At 47.9% G+C, this 20,794-nt stretch carries 16 protein-coding genes; 5 read left to right on the forward strand and 11 right to left on the reverse strand.

All coding sequences use genetic code 11. The annotated features are described in order from the left end of the window. The first annotated feature begins 27 nt into the window (after window positions 1-27). The 4 genes from HZ996_01395 to HZ996_01410 are packed head-to-tail and all read left to right on the forward strand — an operon-like array spanning window position 28 to window position 4,005. Window positions 28-1,104: a DUF2141 domain-containing protein gene (locus HZ996_01395; GenBank protein ID QTN37844.1), complete on the forward strand. Its 1,077-nt coding sequence runs from the start codon at window positions 28-30 to the stop codon at window positions 1,102-1,104. Next, a complete protein-coding gene (locus HZ996_01400; GenBank protein ID QTN37845.1) occupies window positions 1,101-2,342 on the forward strand; it encodes an aspartyl protease family protein in 1,242 nt (413 codons plus the stop codon). The genes HZ996_01395 and HZ996_01400 overlap by 4 nt, the downstream gene beginning before the upstream one ends. Then, the gene (locus tag HZ996_01405; protein ID QTN37846.1) at window positions 2,339-3,121 is read left to right on the forward strand and encodes a hypothetical protein; all 783 of its coding nucleotides are present in this window, start codon (window positions 2,339-2,341) and stop codon (window positions 3,119-3,121) included. The genes HZ996_01400 and HZ996_01405 overlap by 4 nt, the downstream gene beginning before the upstream one ends. After that, window positions 3,121-4,005, forward strand: a complete 885-nt coding sequence (locus tag HZ996_01410) for a glycerophosphodiester phosphodiesterase (GenBank protein QTN37847.1) — start codon at window positions 3,121-3,123, stop codon at window positions 4,003-4,005. Before HZ996_01405 ends, HZ996_01410 begins: the two co-directional genes overlap by 1 nt. Here HZ996_01410 and queG read toward each other — a convergent pair. The 10 genes from queG to HZ996_01460 form a co-directional block, all read right to left on the reverse strand. Beyond that, window positions 3,979-4,926: a tRNA epoxyqueuosine(34) reductase QueG gene (gene queG, locus HZ996_01415; GenBank protein ID QTN37848.1), complete on the reverse strand. Its 948-nt coding sequence runs from the start codon at window positions 4,924-4,926 to the stop codon at window positions 3,979-3,981. The two genes, HZ996_01410 and queG, sit on opposite strands and share 27 nt — an antisense overlap. After that, a complete protein-coding gene (gene ruvB / locus HZ996_01420) occupies window positions 4,926-5,948 on the reverse strand; it encodes a Holliday junction branch migration DNA helicase RuvB (protein QTN37849.1) in 1,023 nt (340 codons plus the stop codon). The genes queG and ruvB overlap by 1 nt, the downstream gene beginning before the upstream one ends. A gap of 320 nt (window positions 5,949-6,268) precedes the next feature. After that, a complete protein-coding gene (locus HZ996_01425; GenBank protein ID QTN37850.1) occupies window positions 6,269-8,026 on the reverse strand; it encodes a cbb3-type cytochrome c oxidase subunit I in 1,758 nt (585 codons plus the stop codon). Between the two features lie 23 nt (window positions 8,027-8,049). Continuing rightward, the gene (locus HZ996_01430) at window positions 8,050-9,018 is read right to left on the reverse strand and encodes a cytochrome c oxidase subunit II (protein ID QTN37851.1); all 969 of its coding nucleotides are present in this window, start codon (window positions 9,016-9,018) and stop codon (window positions 8,050-8,052) included. An 18-nt stretch (window positions 9,019-9,036) separates the two neighbouring features. Beyond that, window positions 9,037-10,473, reverse strand: coding sequence for a quinol:cytochrome C oxidoreductase (locus tag HZ996_01435; GenBank protein ID QTN37852.1), 1,437 nt, complete (start codon window positions 10,471-10,473; stop codon window positions 9,037-9,039). Between the two features lie 7 nt (window positions 10,474-10,480). Continuing rightward, complete coding sequence (locus tag HZ996_01440) at window positions 10,481-11,074, reverse strand: cytochrome c (protein QTN37853.1); 594 nt, start codon at window positions 11,072-11,074, stop codon at window positions 10,481-10,483. 1 nt (window position 11,075) lies between these two features. Further along, window positions 11,076-11,597, reverse strand: a complete 522-nt coding sequence (locus HZ996_01445; protein ID QTN37854.1) for a DUF3341 domain-containing protein — start codon at window positions 11,595-11,597, stop codon at window positions 11,076-11,078. Further along, on the reverse strand, window positions 11,590-12,966 hold the full coding sequence (gene nrfD / locus HZ996_01450) for a polysulfide reductase NrfD (GenBank protein QTN37855.1): 1,377 nt from the start codon (window positions 12,964-12,966) through the stop codon (window positions 11,590-11,592). The genes HZ996_01445 and nrfD overlap by 8 nt, the downstream gene beginning before the upstream one ends. 26 nt (window positions 12,967-12,992) lie before the next feature. Then, complete coding sequence (locus HZ996_01455) at window positions 12,993-16,061, reverse strand: TAT-variant-translocated molybdopterin oxidoreductase (protein QTN37856.1); 3,069 nt, start codon at window positions 16,059-16,061, stop codon at window positions 12,993-12,995. A 21-nt stretch (window positions 16,062-16,082) separates the two neighbouring features. After that, window positions 16,083-17,387, reverse strand: a complete 1,305-nt coding sequence (locus HZ996_01460) for a c-type cytochrome (GenBank protein ID QTN37857.1) — start codon at window positions 17,385-17,387, stop codon at window positions 16,083-16,085. Between the two features lie 167 nt (window positions 17,388-17,554). Here HZ996_01460 and HZ996_01465 point away from each other — a divergent pair, with 167 nt between their 5' ends. Next, complete coding sequence (locus HZ996_01465; GenBank protein QTN37858.1) at window positions 17,555-18,043, forward strand: SPOR domain-containing protein; 489 nt, start codon at window positions 17,555-17,557, stop codon at window positions 18,041-18,043. On the opposite strand, the gene infB is transcribed toward HZ996_01465, so the two are convergent. Further along, on the reverse strand, window positions 17,997-20,789 hold the full coding sequence (infB, locus tag HZ996_01470; protein ID QTN37859.1) for a translation initiation factor IF-2: 2,793 nt from the start codon (window positions 20,787-20,789) through the stop codon (window positions 17,997-17,999). The genes HZ996_01465 and infB overlap by 47 nt on opposite strands. Window positions 20,790-20,794 lie beyond the last annotated feature (5 nt).

The following is a 20,794-nucleotide window of genomic DNA, read 5'->3' on the forward strand; positions in this document are numbered from 1 at the left end:
CTCCAGAACAACAAAAATTCTCACGCCATGGAAATCTTAGACATCACACGAATCATTCACATTTTTGCCGGCTTCACGGCCTTCTTTGCAGCGCCGATCGCGCTCATCATGAAGAAAGGAGGAGCCTCTCATATCCAAATCGGGAAGGCTTTTGTTTGGGCCATGGGCATTGCAACGGCCACGGCCTTTATTAACTCGCTGTTTATTTGGATTCCCTTCCTGCTCATGCTCAGCGTATTTAGCTTTTACAACGTGTTGATCGGAGTGCGCGCCATTCGCTTCTTCAGAGGTGAGGAGCCCAGCACATTGGACAATGTCATTCACCTCATTGCCCTGCTCTTCGCAGCCGCTCTATTTGGGTACGGCATTTACGGCTACGCTACGGCCCCGCAAAATTTCGTTTGGATCCTGTCCGTTGTCTTTGGAGCTTTAGGTATGTTTGGTATCAGTAAAAATTACCGCATGATTCGCAAAGAACACGACCGCTCCACATGGATGCGCTTCCACATCTCAGGAATGCTCAGTGGATACATCGCTGCCGTCACAGCATTTTCCGCCACCAGCTTGGACTTTTTACCTGGGTTGGTTCAGTGGTTGTGGCCCACCGTACTCTTTACGCCAATCATTGCGTGGCACCAGCGCCGAGTCAAGAAGACTGTACTGGTTGGCGCTGCTGGTCTTCTCCTGTTCATGCCGGGAACACTGTTGGCTGGAAATCCTGACCTCTCACCGTGCCTTACTGGAGATTGCGCGATACCCGCCAAGAAAGGAACCTTAACCATAACCGTCACCTCGGCCAAGAATGGGGGCGTCGTCTATCTCCGAGTCATGAACGCGGAAAATGAAAAAGTTGGAGAATGTAAAGGCGAAGTTGTGGACGGTCAAATGACCTGTACGGTTGACGGATTGGCTCCCGGTCAATACGCTGTTGCCGCTTTCCAAGATTTGAATGGAGATGAAGAAATGAATGCCAATATGTTCGGCATGCCCACAGAACCCTACGGCTTTTCGAACAACGCCCGAGGAAATTTTGGACCTCCATCGTTTGATGATCAACTCTTTGAGATGGACGGGGACAAATCCATTACCTTTAAAGTGAAATGAAACAAGTCCGCTTCCTCTTTTTCGCCGTTTTGATTTTCGCCCTCACGGGCGGATGCGGGGTTTCGAAAAACGCGCGCCTTCGGGATTCTACGAAGGCCCCTCAGGAAGCATTTGTCGACAGCATTCCCTTTACTTGGAAGTACCAAAGTATTGTCATCCAGATTCATGTTCCCGGTGCCGGTCGGCCCTGGGACATGATCTTTGACACCGGTGCGAGCTATACGGTTCTCAATCAGACCAATGTTCAAACCATCAGTATCCGGCAAGTTTCATCCGTAAGCATTGGCGACACCCATGGCCGTCGTCAATCTACACCGGTGTTCTTGCTGGATTCTGTGCGTTTGGGAAGCACCACTTTTACACATCATGCCGCCGTCGGGGTTCCTTACTCGGAAAACAGCATCCTCAGATGTGTCGCAGCTGATGGAATCCTAGGAGCCAACTTGATGAAGAAGTTGCACTGGAAAATCGACTACCAGCGTCAGATGATCTACTTTGCCTCGGAGCGCCAACTGCTTCCGCCAGCTCCAAACGATGAAGGAATTCAGTCCTTTAAATACATTGGGAGTCGCCCGCACATCACTCTAGACATCAACGGTTACGAAGTATCAAATGTCCTGATGGACACGGGGTACAACGGGTTCATGGACGGATCGCCCAAATTGGTCAATACCTTAAAGGACAGCAATGGCGTTTGGAGCTACTACCGGAAATTTGACGGAACCACCTTTGGTCTGTACGGTGTAGCACAGGACACCTTGTACTTGAGTCCAGAGAACCAACTCACATTAGCAGATGGAAGCATTTGGTCCTACGAGATGGAAATCCAAAGGGGATCCGGGGCCAAAATCGGAAACGATCTCTTCCGTCATTACGACCTATATTTCTTCTTCCCTGACGATCAGGTGCAATGGGTAGCTATAGATACCGTTCGGCACATGCCGTCGGAGCCCGGTTTTGGTCTGGGCATGATCTTGACGAATAAGGGCGTTGAAGTCCGAAGTATAACGGAAGGTGGACCTGCTGATCAAGCCGGCATCCAGCTGGGCGATGTGGTTGAGCGAGTCAATCAGATTCCCATTGCAGAATTCAAAGGGCGAAATTGCGATTTCTACGACTATATCCGGTCTTTTTCGGATGATCAAACCACGCTGAAGCTCGGACTTCGAGAAAAAGGAAACTTCGAATTAGAAAAAGCCTACTTCCCCGTAATAACTTCGAAACCATCCGAGCCATGAAACATCTCTTCTTCTTGATTGCCTGCTTTAGTTTGACCATTGTTCAAGCGCAATTCCACGTACTTCATACAGAAGAATCGAATTTGGAAGGAACCGAGGTGAAGCGCTATTCAGAATTCTACTTCCACAGCCACTATCTGCGGATGGATACCCGAACTGGTGATGTCGTGGAACAGAGCGTTTTATTTGATCGGGAAGACCAAACGGTCTACATGGTTGACCAAGGATCGAGAAAGTACTTTAAGCTGGACAAGGAAATTGCCGAAAGTTTGAAGGCGCAGATCGAGCAAATGAAAAAGATGGCCGAAGAGCGGATATCCTCTCTCCCTCCCGAGCAACAAGAAATGGCTCGGAAGATGATGGAGCAGCAGATGGGTAATATTGAAGCGGACTACGGCATTGAGCCGACCGGAAAAAAGAGTGAAATCAATTCCTACTCATGCGCAGAATACCTAATGACGGAGGACGATGAAGTTAAGCGCAAGATGTGGGTAGCCTCGTACGGCGATCTCGAAATTTCTAAAAAGGAAGTTCAATGTTTAGAGGACTTTAGTTCTCTCATGGCTTCTTTTGCTGAATCCATGGGCTCCAATCTCGGTGACAGCAACTTTCTCTATCAAGAAGAAATACAAGGACTTCCGATTCGCTCCATCGACTACGATTACGGTCAGCCCGCCGGTCAAAACAATATCGTTCGCGTAGAAACCTATACTCCGGATCGGGACTTCTTTAAAATCCCTCCAGGGTTTACAGAGCAGAAACTCAACGGCCCTCAGTAATGCAAAAACGATTAATTCTTATTTGCCTGAGCCTTTCGCTCAGCTTGGGTGTACAGGCTCAGTTTGATCTTCAAGGGCACCGAGGTTGTCGAGGAATAATGCCCGAAAACAGCATTCCCGCTATGATACGTGCCGTGGAGCTCGGGGTGACCACTCTCGAAATGGATGTGGTGATGAGCAAAGACGGGATGGTGCTGCTCAGTCACGAACCATGGATGAGCTCTGGCATTTGCCTGGATCAGGAGGGTGAGGAAATACAAGACGATCCCAAGCGCTTTTCTATCTACGGGATGACCTATGAAGAAGTGAGGACCTTTGACTGCGGTAGTAAACCTAATGAGCGTTTTCCGGAGCAGGATCTTCAGGAATCACCAAAGCCTTCGCTGCAAGAAGTACTGGATACCGTCGCAGCCTACTGTGAAGAGCAAGATCTACCATTGCCCATGGTCAATATCGAAACGAAAATCACGCCGGAAGGTGATGGAGTATTCCATCCAAGTCCGGAGATTTTGGTCAAAGAGATTGCGGAAGTCGTGAATAACTCTCCGTTCAAAAAACTCATGTACTTGCAATCCTTTGACCCGCGAAGTTTGGAAGTGGCGCACGACACGCAATCGGATTGGAAACTGGTGTTGCTGATAGAAAAAGAGCGGGACGTTAAAAAGGCCCTGGAAAGTTTGAGCTTTAAACCCGATGTCTACAGTCCATTCTTCGAACTTCTAGACAAAGACGCGGTAAACTACCTGCATGATCAGGAAATCAAGGTCATCCCATGGACGGTCAATTTTCAGGTGTACGCCGAAGTAATGCGGGATATGGGAGTGGATGGATTAATCACAGACTATCCAGATCGCATTTCACTTGAGTCCTTGGGTCTGGAATAAGTACTCGATGTTGCGCTTGAGGCCGGTAAACTTGGTTCTCTTTACCGCAGACTTTTTGAAGATCTCATTAAAGGTATCGGCTGTAAGTTCCTTCCATTCCGCTTTGTTCAACCGCAATAAATCAGGATGAGGCTCAAATGCGGGTTCTTGATGCGGCTTGGAAAAGCGATTCCATGGACACACGTCTTGGCAAACATCACATCCGAACATCCAGTTGTCGAACTGATCACCCAAGCCTTCTGGGAGCGCTCCCTTGAGCTCAATGGTGTAATGCGAAATACACTTACTCCCATCCACAACGTAGGGTTCAACTATTGCTTGAGTTGGGCAGGCGTCGATGCACTTAGTACAGGTTCCGCAGTAGTCATTTATGGGCTCATCGGCCGGTAGCTCCAAGTCGCAAATAATCTCCGCTATAAAGAAAAAGGAGCCGGCCTTGGGGTGAATAATGTTGGTGTTCTTTCCCATCCACCCGAGTCCCGATTTCAGCGCCCACGCTTTGTCCAATACCGGTGCGGAGTCGACAAATACGCGTCCGTCGATATCGCCGAAGGCCTCCCGTATCGAAGCCAATAACTCCTTGAGCTTATCCTTGAGCACAAAATGGTAATCGGTCCCGTAGGCGTATTGGGAAATCTTCGGGGCTTCGGGATCTTCTTGCTTGCTGCGCGTGAAGTAATTGAAGGTCATTGAAATCACCGACTTCGCTCCTGGAACGAGCTTTCGAGGGTCTAATCTCTTGTCAAAGTGATTCTCCATGTAGGACATAGAGCCGTGCATGCCCTTTTGAAGCCATTTTTCGAGCCTTGGAGCCTCTTCCTCCAAAAAATCAGCTACTGATATGCCGCAACCCATAAAACCGAGTCTGGCGGCCTCTTCTTTGATGAATCGTGCCCGCTCCTTGGGATTCGGGCGCGCCATTAGAAAAGAGCGTTTTGGTCGCCCCCTGGCTTCAGACCAAGGTGGGTATAGGCCAATTCGGTGACTTGACGACCACGCGGAGTGCGCATGAGGTAGCCCTGTTGTATGAGGAAGGGTTCATACACCTCTTCCAAGGTGCCTGCATTTTCTCCAACGGCCGTAGCAATGGTATTGAGTCCGACGGGCCCTCCCTTAAATTTTTCAATCATGGTGGAAAGGATGCGGTTATCCATTTCATCCAGTCCATGTTGATCCACATTCAACGCTCCCAGGGCGTGTTGCGCAATGGCGATGTCAATGGACCCATTCCCCTTTACCTCGGCAAAGTCGCGAACACGTCTCAAAAGTGCGTTAGCGATTCGAGGAGTACCTCGGCTGCGTCCGGCAATCTCAACGGCGGCTTCATCCGTCATTGGGACATCCAGAATTTCAGCGGATCTGTGGACTATGTGGGTCAACAACTCCACATCGTAGTATTGGAGTCGGCTATTGATTCCGAAACGCGCACGCAAAGGTGAAGTAAGCAATCCACTTCGGGTGGTTGCGCCGATAAGGGTGAAGGGATTTAAGTTGATTTGAACGGTCCGCGCATTCGGTCCGCTGTCGATCATAATGTCAATCTTGAAGTCCTCCATGGCCGAATAGAGGTATTCCTCAATGACAGAGGACATGCGATGGATTTCGTCGATGAAGAGCACGTCGCGATCTTCTAGGTTGGTCAGAAGTCCAGCTAAGTCGCCTGGCTTGTCCAGGACGGGTCCACTGGTGACCTTGATGTTGACCCCGAGCTCGTTGGCAATGATGTGGGCCAAGGTTGTTTTCCCAAGGCCAGGAGGCCCGTGAAGTAGAACGTGGTCCAATGCATCTCCTCTACGGTTCGATGCCTCGACGAAAACTTCCAGATTTTCCGTGACTTGCCGCTGTCCCGCAAATTCGCCGAATCCCTTCGGCCGTAGGGCCCGATCTAACTCCTGTTCTTCCGAACTCCAATCCTCGCCGGTAGCGTCCAAATGCTCATTCATAGGGTTCTAAGGTAAGGCAAATTCCCGCATCGCGCCGTGAGGCGCAGGCCAAAAAAAAGCTTCCCCTCTGGATGGAGGGGAAGCTACCAATCTAATGATCTATTAACCCAAACTAAACCTTGACTGGCGGTTAGTAAGAGAAACTGATGGAGACAAAGAAAATAACACTCTTTACTAACCTATGACTCAAATGTAGGTGGGGGTGACTTAGGTCACAAACCGAGATTCAGCAAAAATCACACATTCGACTTATAGAAAAACAAAAACTCCCGCCATTTAGCGGGAGTTCTGTGGTCTTTTGAATCACTGAGTGACCCATTTTAGTGCACTTCTTCGCCTTCTTGAAGGGGTACCGTTTGTGGTACAAAATCATCCTCCATTCCAGGCTTACTGTAGTCATACGCCCAACGGTGTACTTCTGGAATTTCTCCAGGCCAGTTTCCGTGGATGTGCTCTACTGGAGTTGTCCACTCGAGCGTATTCGCTTTCCATGGGTTCTGTGTCGCCTTCTTACCGCGAGCAATGCTGTACAAGAAGTTGAACAAGAAGATCGCTTGAGCAGCAGCACTCAGAATAGCGAACATGGTCACCAGTACATTGATGTCGGTCAAGTTGTCGAACATCGGGAAGGCCGTGTTGCTGTAGTAACGACGTGGCACACCCGCAAGACCGAGGAAGTGCATCGGGAAGAATACTCCGTAGGCGCCTACAAAGGTCAGCCAGAAGTGCCAGTATCCCATTTGCTTGTTCATCATCTTACCGAAAAGTTTCGGGAACCAATGATATACCCCCGCGAACATTCCGAAGATCGCGGACAGTCCCATTACGATGTGGAAGTGAGCTACTACGAAGTAGGTATCGTGTACGTTGATGTCCAAGGCGTTATCTCCAAGGATCAATCCAGTCAATCCACCAGAAATAAACGTTGAAACCAATCCGATGGAGAACAACATTGCCGGTGTAAAGCGAATGTTTCCTTTCCAAAGGGTGGTGATGTAGTTAAAGGCTTTTACCGCTGAAGGAATCGCAATCAAAAGGGTCGTGAAGGTAAAGACAGAGCCCAAGAAGGGGTTCATACCCGTGATGAACATGTGGTGTCCCCATACGATAAACGACAAGAAGGCAATCGCCAAAATAGATCCTACCATCGCGCGGTATCCAAAGATGGGCTTACGCGCATTGGTCGAAATAATCTCTGAAGTAATTCCCAAGGCAGGCAAGAGAACGATGTATACCTCAGGGTGACCCAAGAACCAGAACAGGTGTTGGAACAATACAGGGGAACCACCATTGTTGGTCAATACCTCTCCTTGAATCATGATATCGCTCAAGTAGAAGCTCGTTCCCATCGAACGGTCAAACAACAACAGAAGCGCTGCAGACAACAATACAGGGAATGAAAGGATACCGATGATTGCGGTTACGAAGAAGGCCCAAATCGTCAATGGAAGACGAGTCATGGACATTCCTTTCGTACGCAAATTTAATACAGTTACTACGTAGTTCAAAGCTCCCAATAATGAGCTCGCAATGAACAAGGTCATACTCACCAACCACAAGGTCATTCCCATTCCTGATCCAGGAATAGCCTGAGGAAGAGCAGAAAGTGGTGGGTAAATGGTCCATCCTGCTGAAGCAGGTCCTCCAGTCACGAATAAGGAGGTCACCATGACTACTGAACTCGCAAAGAAGAACCAGTAGGAAAGCATGTTGATAAAGCCACTGGCCATATCACGAGCTCCAATTTGCAATGGAATCAAAAGGTTAGAGAATGTCCCGGATAATCCCGCTGTCAATACAAAGAAGACCATGATGGTACCGTGGATGGTCACCAAGGCCAAATAGATATTGGGGTCCATGACACCATCCGGTGCCCATTTACCTAAGAAGGTTTCGAGGATAGGGAAACTCTCCCCTGGCCAAGCCAATTGTAGACGGAAAAATACGGACATAACCAATCCGATAAGTCCCATCAACAATCCTGTAATCAGGAATTGCTTGGCAATCATTTTGTGGTCCATCGTGAAAACGTACTTCGTGATGAACGTTTCTTCGTGATGTGCGTGATCGTGAGCCATAATCAGTGTTTGATATCGGTATTTTAACTATTCGCTAACGGAGTTTGTTCGCTCAGCCAACGGTCATATTCTTCTTGTGAAACAACCTTGATGGTCATTTGCATATTATAGTGCGCCGCACCGCAAATCTTGTTACAAAGTAGGATGTAATCGAACTCCGGATTGCTGGTCTCTTGACGCATTTGTTCCGTAGTCTTGGTCGGCGTGAAGGCAAACTGAGTATTCATTCCAGGAACACAGTTCATCTGCACACGGAAGTGTGGGAAGTACGCCGAGTGCAAAACATCCTGACTGCGGAACTTAAAGAGCATAGGTTGATTGACCGGAAGTACAATCTCACCTCTGCCGATGAAGTCGTCTTGTCCGAACTCATCTTCCATGTTCACCCCAACGATGTTCGCTCCTTCGATGTTACGAACATTTGCTTCACCCAGGATTCCATCTTCTCCAGTATAACGTGCTGTCCAGTCAAACTGACGAGCGTAAAACTCGACTACTTGAGCATCGCTGGTGTCCTTGTTCACAATTCCAGACCAAGTCTTGAGACCGTATACAATGAGTACGGTCAATACGATGGCTGGAATAGCGGTCCACACCAACTCTAGTTTGTTGTTATGTGACACGTATGATGCCGTGTTCCCTTCCTTACCTCTGTAGCGGTAAGCAAACCAGAACAACAACGGCTGGGTTATAAAGAATACGATGATGATAATTCCCATAGTGATGGCCATGAGGTTATCGATCTGAACACCGTGCTCAGAAGAGGCACCTGGAAGCATTAAGTGATCCCATTTAGCCCACATCCACAAGAACGATCCCATCATGCCGACCATGAATAAGAACATCAGCATGGCTTGATTGCGGTTGTCCTTGTTGGTCACCGCATTCGTATTTCCTCCGCGAAGTTCGCTGGTCAATTCCATGATGCGCACCACCTGAACGACGGCAGCAACAACTAAAACGACAGCGACTATGATTAATACTTGAGTCATTTCTTAGCTCTATATCAATTAAATATGGTGCAATTCGCTCTCTTTCAACATCGGGTGATTCTTCTGAATCAACGGAGCCTTAGACAACGTGTTGAACACAACCAAAATGAACAGACCGGAGTAACCGGCAAGACCACCGAGTTCTACGATTCCGAAGTGCCATCCGTCCTTCATGGTTCCTGGCATGATCATGCAGAAGAAGTCGAGCCAGTGACCGAAAAGAATAATTATACCAGCGGTAATCAAGAACCCAAAGTTTCGTTTGGAGTCTCTACTCATCAGTACCAATAACGGCATGATAAAGTTCAAGACCAATGCCATGAAAAATGGCACTTTATAATCGTCAAAGCGAGCCATGTAATAAGTTACCTCTTCCGGGATGTTCGCATACCAGATCAACATGAACTGGCTGAACCACAAGTACGTCCAGAATACGCTAAAGGCAAACATGAACTTACCCAAATCGTGAATGTGGTTTTCATTCAAGGTCTCCAAGTATCCGTGACGTTTGAGGTAAACGGCAATCATGGTCATGACCGTCAATCCGCTCACAAACATTGAAGCAAAAACATACCAGCCAAATAGCGTGCTGAACCAGTGGGTATCGATGGACATAATCCAATCCCAAGCCATGGTTGAGCTCGTTACCGCGAAAAAGACCGTGAAAATGGCCGAGATCTTTACACTCTTGCGGTAGTTGTCCATTCCTCCTACTTCGTCTTCACGTAAACTCAACTTTCGAAGCAGACGAGTTGCCCAGATCCATCCGAGTAGATAGATAATTGCGCGAAGAATAAAGAATCCAAAATTCAAAAACGGAGTTTTACCGGCAATGATGGAATCGTAGTGCGGGTTTTCAATGACTTCTTCCCCGTCCATTCCTTCATAATCTGCAGCGTACATATGATGACCGCTACCGTGATCGTCGCCATGAGTCTCTTCACCGTGGCTATCGTGGTGAGCTTCCTCGCCGTGACCTTCACCGTGATCATCTCCATGTGCTTCTTCACCGTGACCGTCACCATGCGCTTCTTCGCCATGCGCTTCTTCACCGTGATCTCCACCGTGATGCATCATTGCTGCTTCGTGCTCTCTGAGCTCAGCAACGGTTACCTCTTCGGTGGTAATGAAGGTATCCATCCAGTGATACATGTGGTGCAAGTGCATACCACCTGCAACGATAATCACAATCATGATTCCACCAGTAATGGGCAAAAAGCTTCCCATGGCTTGCATGATCCGATTCACCTGAACCGACCATCCTGCCTGAGCGATGTATTGAATCCCCAAGAAAAAGGTTCCAATCAAGGAAATTCCCAAGAAGAAAATATTGTTGACCATCAACGCTGGCCACGCACGATGTGCATCTGCAATAAATCCATAACCGAGGGCCAAAACACCGACCGCGATTAGGATGTAAGCAAATCTTTTCAGTTTAGCAGTTACTTCAAACATAGCCGTCTTAATTTGCAGATTCGAGATCAGATTTCAACTTCATGACGTAGCTGGTAATTTTCCAGCGCTCTTCCGGTGTAATCTGAGAAGCATGAGCTCCCATGATATTTCTACCATAAGTAATCACATGATAAACGCTTCCCTCTGTGATGGCACGTCCTGCATCATCATAGGAAGGAACCCCTAAAATCTTCTCGTTCTGAACCAAAATTCCCTGACCCATTCCCTTTGCTCCGTGGCAGTGGTCACAGAAGATGTCGTATAACTCCTCTCCTTCTTCCAACCACTCTTCTTGATGGTCAGCCATCGCTACCGCGTAAGGATTGGTCAATGTCGCCTTTGCTGAATCGTATCCCGGCTCCGAATTCGGGTACTCGTAGGGTACAAACCCTCTTGGAATACTTCCGTCAACCGGCTTCAATGCACTGACCTTATCAGCAAAGAGGTCGCTTTCTTCGTACGTATCAATGTACTCCGATCGGTACATGTCCGGCATGTACTCAATTCCAGGAGTCTTGTTGTCCTTCTGGCATGAAGTACCTACAATGGCAAACATGGCCAATGCTCCTAGTCCAACCAGACCGTTTTTCAAATACTTCATCTTATGCTTCTTTTTCATTTACTTCAACCGCTCCAGAAGCCTTGAGTGCTTCCGCGATATGATCGCCGTTTCCATCAGACTCGATTTCCACCATGAACATATCATCTGTGGTGCGCACGTCTGGATTCTGGCGTTCGCTTCCTGGGAACATGCCATTTCGAATCAAGAAAGTAATGACCATCAAGTGACCAGCGAAAAGAACCGTACACTCAAACATGATGGGTACAAATGCCGGCATGTTTAAGAAATAGGTGAAGTTTGGCTTACCACCGATATTTTGAGGCCAATTCGCGATCATCATGTAGTACATCATAGAAATCGCAAAGGTCAAACCGATACAGCCGTAGATAAAACCAGCAATTGACAAGCGCGTTGGCGCTAAGCCCATTGCGTGATCTAATCCGTGAACCGGAAAAGGGGTGTAGACCTCCTTAATTCGAATTCCTTTTTCACGAAGTGCTTTCACTCCCGAAAGCAACACGTCGTCGTCGTTGTATAGACCGTGGATCAACTTCTTACTCATGGTGATGCTTTTTTTGCTCTTCTCCAGAGGACTTCAAAATTGTCTTCAATTCTGCCTGAGCGATTACCGGGAAGGTTCTCGAGTAAAGCAAGAAGAGTACAAAGAAGAAACCAATGGTTCCGATGAAAATTCCGATATCCACAAATGTTGGAGAGAACATGGTCCAACTCGATGGCAAGTAATCACGATGAAGCGAAGTCACAATGATCACGAAGCGCTCAAACCACATTCCGATGTTTACGATAATGGACAAGAAGAAAGTGAAGACGATACTTGTGCGAAGCTTCTTGAACCACATCAATTGTGGTGAAATCACATTACAGGTCATCATGGACCAATAGGCCCACCAATAAGGTCCTGTCGCACGATTAAGGAATGCGTACTGTTCGTACTCTACACCAGAATACCAAGCCATAAAAAGCTCAGTGATGTAAGCAATACCCACAATTGAACCCGTCAGCATGATGACGATGTTCATGAGCTCAATGTGCTGAATAGTGATATAGTTTTCCATGTGTACCACCTTTCTCATAATTATCAAGAGGGTCTGTACCATAGCAAAACCAGAGAAAATCGCCCCAGCTACGAAGTAGGGAGGGAAAATCGTGGTGTGCCAACCTGGAATAACTGAAGTAGCAAAGTCAAAGGATACGATGGTGTGTACCGAAAGTACGAGAGGTGTTGCCAATCCGGCAAGAACTAAGGACAGCTCTTCAAATCGCTGCCAGTGCTTCGCTTTACCACCCCATCCAAAGCTCAATACCGTATAAATCTTCTTTTGCATCGGCTTTACTGCACGATCACGAATCATCGCGAAATCGGGAATCAATCCCATGTACCAGAAAACCAGAGAAATAGAGAGATAAGTAGAAATGGCGAATACGTCCCAAAGAAGAGGAGAGTTAAAATTCACCCACAAGCTTCCAAAGTTGTTCGGAATTGGGAAAACCCAGTACGCGTTCCAGACCCGTCCCATGTGGAATAATGGGAACAATCCAGCCTGAACAACGGCGAAAATAGTCATCGCCTCTGCAGAACGGTTGATGGACATCCGCCACTTCTGACGGAAAAGCAACAATACCGCGGAAATCAAGGTACCGGCGTGTCCAATACCAACCCACCAAACGAAGTTCGTGATGTCCCAGGCCCAACCGATGGTTCTGTTCAATCCCCAAACTCCAATTCCTGTTCCTACTGTGTAAGCCAAACAACCCATTCCCCAGAGGAACATGGCTGCTGAAATTCCGAATACAATCCACCAAGAGCGTCCGGCGGTTGTTTCGATCGGCCTTGCCACTTCCTCGGTAATGTCGTGGTACGACTTATTACCGGTAATTAGTGGCTCGCGTATGGGCGATTCGTAGTGCATATTATTCTCCTTTATCTAAAACTCGGTTAGGCTTTGTTTCTCACTTTAGTTTGGTAGAATACGGATGGTTTCGTTCCGATTTCTTCCAACAGATAGTAGCGTCTTGGCTCGTCGCGCAATTTGTGCACTCGGCTATCAGGATCATTCACATCACCGAAGGTAATGGCACCTGTATCACAAGCACTGGCGCAAGCAACGGTGAAGTCACCGTCCTTAACTGGGCGACCTTCGCGCTTGGCTTCGAGTTTTCCCAATTGAATGCGTTGCAAGCACATGGTACATTTCTCCATTACCCCACGTGCACGCACAGTTACATCTGGATTCAATACCATTTTACCCCATTCGTCCTGTGCAGGATTCACACCGGTAAACTTCGAATATGTTGGGTAGTTGAACCAGTTAAAGCGACGCACTTTGTACGGACAGTTGTTCGCACAATAGCGGGTTCCGATACAACGGTTGTATGCCATGTGATTCAACCCTTCACCGGAGTGAACCGTGGCTCCCACTGGACATACCGTTTCGCATGGAGCGTGGTTACAGTGCTGACACATGACTGGTTGGAAGACCACTTCAGGTGCGTCTGCTGGTTCTTCCATGGCCAAGTACATATCAATGGCTCCAAGATCCTCTTCAGCTGCGACTTTTTTAGTCATATCACTGCTGTAGTAGCGATCAATACGCAACCAATGCATGTCACGAGAACGGCGGATCTCATCTTTTCCAACAACAGGAACGTTGTTTTCAGCCTGACAAGAGACTACACATGCCCCACATCCTAAACAGTTGTTCAAATCGATGGACAAGTTCCACCAATGACCTGTGGTTTTGTCAAACTCTTCCCAGAGATTTACCTCAGAAGCAGGCTTCACTCCTTCGTGCGTTTCGAATGACGGTTCGTCATTCCCCGCACTTGGATTATTGATGAACTCAGCCAGAGTCGTTTCTTTGACGATGTCACGACCCATCATTGTATGAGCCAACTGGATGCAAGCAAATTCGTGCAACCCATCCACCTTTTCAATGGAAACGCCAGAATGAGAAGTACTGCTACCTGCGTAAAGAGGATAAGCGTTAACCCCTACTCCGTCTCCAACAGCTCCTGCCGCAGTTCGTCCATATCCTAAAGCCAATCCTACAGAGCCCTGGGCCTGTCCTGGTTGGATCATTACAGGAACGTTCTCAACAGTAACACCATTTACGGTTACGTTCACCAGGCTTCCATTCAGTGCCCCGTTGGATGTATTCTCGTTGACCAATCCCATGGACTCCGCATCCAAGCGAGATACAGTCAAATAGTTGTCCCAAGAAGTACGAGTAATCGGATCTGGAAGCTCTTGAAGCCATGGATTATTGGCTCCTGAACCCGACCCTAAAGCAGTGGTAGCATAGAGCTCAAGCTCTATTTCACTGCCCTTGATTTGTGCAACGTTACGAGCTGCAGCGCTCACGTCCACCATATCTGAAGCGACAGCATCTTCTGTTTCGCTTGATGGCGGTGCCACGTAGTATCCGTCATGAACGCTCTGGTTCCAAGACCCAGCTCCTGCTACAAGAACATTGCTCTCCCAGTGCTCTTTCATATACTCATAAGCCGAACCTTGTCCAGTCCATGCGAGCATGTTTTCAAAAAGACTACGCGTATCGAATAATTTCTGGATGGTCGGTTGTGTGATGGTATAATATCCTTCAATCGGCATTCCATCCCCCCAACTTTCCAAGTAGTGATTTGCAGGTAAAAGGTAATTTGCTCCTGCGGCAGTTTCCGTCATGCGGTCATCAATCACTACAGTAGTTCCAACCTTCTTCATGGCTTCTGCAAAAGCAGCGCCAGAAGCGTGGCTGTACACTGGGTTGACGTCAGACATGACGAGCACCCCTACTTTTCCAGCTTGCATATCGCTTAGCAATGTTGCTACATCGGCATCGCTACCTTGCTTAGTAACGTTAGCTGTGCTCATTTGAGCAGTGGCTCCGTAGTTCATCAACATCTGGTTGATGGCGATAACAACAGTCTGAATATTCTCGTCATTGGCTCCAGCCAAAACCAAGCTTTTACCTCGAGCAGCCCAAAGCTTGTCAGCAAGGACTTTAACTTCGGCGTCGTAAGCTGTTTGACCTCCACCAGCTGAAGCTTGTCCGCTCTTTGATGCTATAGCATTATAAAGAGCAAGGGCCACTTTACCTTGTTCGCTAGGTTTAATCATAACCCGCTTGTCGGCATTGGCCCCTGTAATGGTCATATTGCTTTCGAACTGCCAGTGCTGGGACATTTTCCCTTTGCGTGGATCACGCATTTTCACGTAATCTCTGGCGTTTCCAAAATTCAACTGTTCTCCAAGGAAGTCGGCGTTGATCCCCACCACAACCTCGGCTTTATCAAAACGGTAGTGAGGTATCGCGCGCTTTCCGAAAGCATTCTTGTGCGCATCTAAGATACCAGCGTATGAAATGGCATCATAGCTGATGTGAACTGCATTCTCTTTATCCGCCATAAAGGAAGTACCCAAGGCGTTCACAGAAGGTGATGTAATACTATTGGTCAAGAAGACAACCTGCTTGCCAGCGGCAAAGGCATTGTCCATTGCCTTTACAATTGTCGCGTCTGCCTCAGACCAAGAAGTTTCCACTCCATCTTTCATGGGGGACTTAGCACGAGCCGTATCGTACAACGAAAGTACACTCGCTTGAACACGAGCACTCATAGCTCCATTCAACGGAGCATCGTTGTTGTTTTCGATTTTGATCGGACGGCCTTCACGCGTCTTCACCAATACGCTGGCGAAATCGTGTCCATCAGAATAAGTAGAAGCGTAGTAATTCGCTACCCCTGGAGTAATCTCCTCAGGCTTTACAACGTATGGAATAACTTTTTGAACAGGCGTCTCACAGGCGGCCAGTGTTGCAGCTGCCGTTGAAAATCCCATAAATTTCAAAAAGTCGCGTCGCGAAGTTGTGCTTTCAGCGTTTCCTTGTTCTCCCAAAAAATCGGCGGTTGCTACATCCTCGGGAAATTCGTTTTTGGCTAAGTCTTGAACAGCAGCTTCGTTGTGCAACTCTTCAATGCCTTTCCAATATTTCTTCGTTGTTGACATACTCAGATTGAGATTATCGGATTAGTAGTGGCACTTGCCACACTCCAATCCACCGATTTTATCTACCGTAATTTTCTCGCCTTTGTACTGTTCCGCGAGTTGGTCGTGAAGCTTGTCGTAGTATGGATTATCCTCCATCTTGACTTCAGTTTCACGGTGGCAATTGATACACCAGCCCATCGTCAAAGAAGAGTACTGATATACTTCTTCCATTTCTTCGATAGGGCCATGACAAGTCTGACATTCGACCTGACCTGCAACAACGTGCTGGCTGTGGTTGAAGTAAGCCAAGTCTGGTAGGTTGTGGATGCGAACCCATTCGATGGGCTTTTCTTCGTAATCTTCGATGTAGGCACGAGAATCTTTATCCCAACCAATAGCAGCGTAGATTTTCTCAATTTCTTTAGTCCCTTGCTCAGACTGCCCTTCTGCGATGTACATATGGCAGTTCATACAGACATTTGCCGATGGAACTCCAGCAGATTTTGAATGGCGTGCACTGCTGTGGCAGTAGTTACAGTCCACTTGGTTCTGACCAGCGTGAATCTCGTGGGAGAAGGCAATAGGTTGAGTCGGCTGATAATTCTGCTCAACACCAATTCCTTTCAAGAAACCCCAGAGTCCGTTAAATGCGAAGATCAAAACGATGACCACAGCAAACCCAACAAGCTTTTTGTTGGCGGCAAATGCCTCTAGGTAAATGCGAAGGTCAAAGATCTGATCCACGAATGATCTGGGCTCTACACCCTTCATCACGAGAAGAAGATTCTTGATGCGGACCAGAATAAAGACGATGATAATCAGGAATACCACCAAACCCGCTAGCACAGGAACAATGTCTAAGCCTCCAGCAGCTTGGCCTCCTCCTGCAACGGCTCCACCGTCACCCTCGGCCACCGTAGGCGCCATCTTTTCTGCATAAGACTGGTCGATGTAGGCCAATAATCCCCGAATGTCATCATCCGAAAACTGAGGATAATTGGGCATCGCCAATCCGTTGTATTCTTCGTAGATCGCAATAGCTTGGGCATCTCCGCTTTCGCGGAGTTCCTGGTTATTTCGAATCCAAGAGATGAGCCATTCCTCATCGTACTTCTCAGTAACTTGACCTAAGGCAGGTCCAATGAGTTTGGCGTCGACTTTGTGACACGCTGCACAATTCGCTTTCCAAAGTTTCTCCCCGACAGCTGGATCCCCGCCTGCTGCCGCAACGGCAGTAGAGTCTTGGGCCATGGTCATGGAAGATACAAGTGTGAATGCAGCAGAGATTAAGAACGTGAATACCGCACTAAATCTCGGGAGAAGGGCGTTTTTCATAGCAATCATCACAGAATTTCCGTTGGGCGCAAAAATAAGGACTAAAGCACGATTTCTGGACGGCAGAAGTACTTTTGCACTAATTTATATTCGTTCTAAATAGTCTTGTGATTGCGCTTAAAATACGAAAAAAGAGAACTTAAAAACTAGCTTTGCTTCACGATAATCCGCTTTCTATGAACATTAAAAATCTCTACCTATTTGGAGTCATCTTCTTCTCCGTATTCACTGCCCTAGGCCAAGAGCGAGATTCATCCTATACCGATCCAGTAGATACTTTGGCTTCACAGACGACCTTTGACGCCTATCCCGTTCAAATGGACGCAAGCCTTGTGGACCTCATTGATCGAGACGTCAAAATAAAGGCCGACAATCGATCTTCGGATGGATTCAGAATTCAATTGTACTATGGAAAACGGGAACAGGCTATGCGGCTTAAAGCCGAATACCAAGAATTGCTCAAATCCGAGCGTATTTACGTCGAATATGAGCAACCTTATTTTAAAACTAAAATCGGAGACTTTAGAACATCTCTAGAAGCAGAAAAGTACATGCGCTCTTTAGGCGAGCACTGCTCAGGATGTTTTGTGGTTCAGGACGAAATTGAGTTTCCGGACCTTATTCCAATGTCCGTTTCACCTCAACTTCCTGATACGCCTCAATGATATCCCCGACTTTGATGTCGTTGAAGTTCTCGATGTTCAATCCACATTCAAACCCTTTGGCTACTTCTTTGACGTCGTCTTTAAAGCGCTTCAAAGAACCGAGTTTCCCTGTGTAGATTACAACGCCGTCGCGGATAATCCGGACGTCATTGTTTCGGTGGATTTTTCCGTCGAGCACCATACAACCTGCAATAGTTCCCACTTTGGAGATCTTGAAGGTCTCTCTGATCTCGAGGTTGGCCACAATCTCTTCTTTGAGTTCTGCAGACAACATACCTTCCATCGCATCCTTGATCTCATTGATCGCGTCATAGATGATCGAGTAGGTACGAATGTCTATTTGCTCGGTTTCCGCCAATTTCCGGGCTCCCATACTTGGACGCACCTGGAAGGCCACGATGATCGCATCAGACGCTGATGCCAAGAGCACATCTGACTCTGTCACAGCACCAACGGCTTTGTGGATGATGTTGACTTGGATTTCCTCGGTCGAGAGCTTTTGTAAGCTATCACTCAAGGCCTCAATAGATCCATCCACATCACCTTTAACGATGATATTCAACTCCTGGAAGTCTCCGATGGCCAAACGACGACCGATTTCGTCCAATGTAATATGCTTCTGCGTCCGCATGCTCTGCTCACGCTGCAATTGCTGACGCTTGGTGGCAATGTCCTTAGCTTCTCGCTCGTCTTCCATCACCTTGAACTTATCTCCAGCCTGTGGAGCTCCATCCAATCCAAGGATCGAAACGGGTGTTGAAGGGCCGGCCTCAGTAACAGGGTGAGAGCGCTCATCAAACATCGCTTTTACCTTACCAGAGTATTGACCCGCGAGGATATAATCTCCGATGCGAAGCGTTCCGTTCTGAACCAGAATCGTCGTGGTATATCCACGACCCTTGTCCAAAGTAGCTTCCACTACGGAACCACTCGCCAATCTTTTCGGGTTGGCTTTGAGGTCAAGTAATTCCGCTTCGAGCAAGACTTTTTCTAGAAGTTCCTTGACGTTCAATCCAGTCTTGGCAGAAACCTCTTGACTTTGGTATTTACCACCCCAGTCTTCAACCAAGAGGTTCATACCCGCCAATTCTTCCTTAATCTTCTCGGGATTTGCAGCGTCACGATCCACCTTATTCAAAGCAAATACGATCGGAACGCCCGCAGCTTGTGCGTGACTGATCGCTTCTTTCGTTTGGGGCATGACCGCGTCGTCAGCCGCAATAACGATGATAGCGATATCCGTCACTTGAGCACCACGTGCACGCATCGCGGTAAACGCCTCGTGACCTGGTGTATCAATGAAGGCGATGCGCTGACCGCTATCAAGGGATACCGAATAGGCTCCAATGTGCTGTGTAATTCCTCCAGACTCTCCGGCGATCACATTCGCATCACGAACGTAGTCAAGAAGAGACGTCTTACCGTGATCAACGTGACCCATAACGGTTACAATCGGAGCGCGACCCATCAAGTCTGCTGGATCATCCTCCTCCTCTTGAACAGCCTCTTGAACATCGGCAGAAACGAATTCTACTTCATAGCCAAATTCTTCAGCAACGATACTCAAAGTTTCTGCATCCAGACGCTGGTTCATGGTTACCATGATTCCCAGCTCCATACATGAAGCAATAACCCTAGTTGTAGGTACGCTCATCATGGTGGCCAACTCAGCGACGGTTACAAACTCAGTAACCTTGAGCTTAGCACCTTCTTCAGCGCGCTTCATTTCTTCCATTTGCTCGCGCTCACGACGCTCTTCTCGCTTGTCGCGGCGATTTTTGGAAGACTTGGATTTCCCTCGATTCGTTAGCTTATCAAGGGTCTCTTTGATTTGCTTTTGGATTTCCTCCTCAGTAGGCTCCTCCTTTTGAATGTTCTTACCTCCTCGGCGTTGAGCGCCGCGGCCCTTGGCAGGTCCGGTATCGCTACTGATGCGTTTACGACGACGCTTTTTGCTGTCGTCATCCTTGGGCCCACTCGAACTTGCTACCTTCTTCTTCTTAGGCTTGAATTGGTCTAGGTCGATGGTTTTTCCAACGAACTTTGGCCCATCTAATTTTTTATACTGAGTCTTAATAGAACCTGAATCAGTAGCAGATTCTTCAGTCTTTTCTGACTCTTTCGCAGGCTCTTCGACCTTTTCTGCGGCTGGGGCCTCGGGTGCAGCCTCAGCCTCAGTCTCAGCTTTAGCTGGTTCCGTCTGCTCTGCTGGAGTCTCTTCAGTCTCCGCTGCCGGAGCTTCTTCCACTTCAGCAACTTCTTCGGCTGCAGGTTCCTCGACTTCAGCCGTCTCTTCGACGACCTCTGCTGCAGGAGCTTCTTCAACAGGCTCTTCTGCGACTTCCTCATCCACGGGCTGCTCTTCCACAACCTCTTCTTCCTCTTCTTTGGCTTTACCGCCATCGAGGTCAATCTTGCCTACGGTCTTAGGACCGGACATATCTGCCTTGGCACGAATAACCTCTTCTTGAGCCGGCTGCGCTTCCTCTTCCTCTTTCTCTTGTTCAGCACGAAGGGCTTCTTTCTCCTTCTGCTTCTGAATCGAAATCGCTTCAGCCTTTAGTTTCTTACTCTTGTCCTGATCAAATTCATCGACGAGCATCTCATAGATGTCGCCTTCGATCTTCGTATTCGGCCGGGCATCGATCTCGATACCCTGTTCTGCCAAAAACGTGACCGCACGATCAAGGGAGATATTCAACTCCTTGATCACTTTATTCAATCGGACACTCTTCACTTCAGCCATATAGC

It is taken from the genome of Cryomorphaceae bacterium (genome assembly GCA_017798125.1).
GTDB lineage: Bacteria > Bacteroidota > Bacteroidia > Flavobacteriales > ECT2AJA-044 > ECT2AJA-044.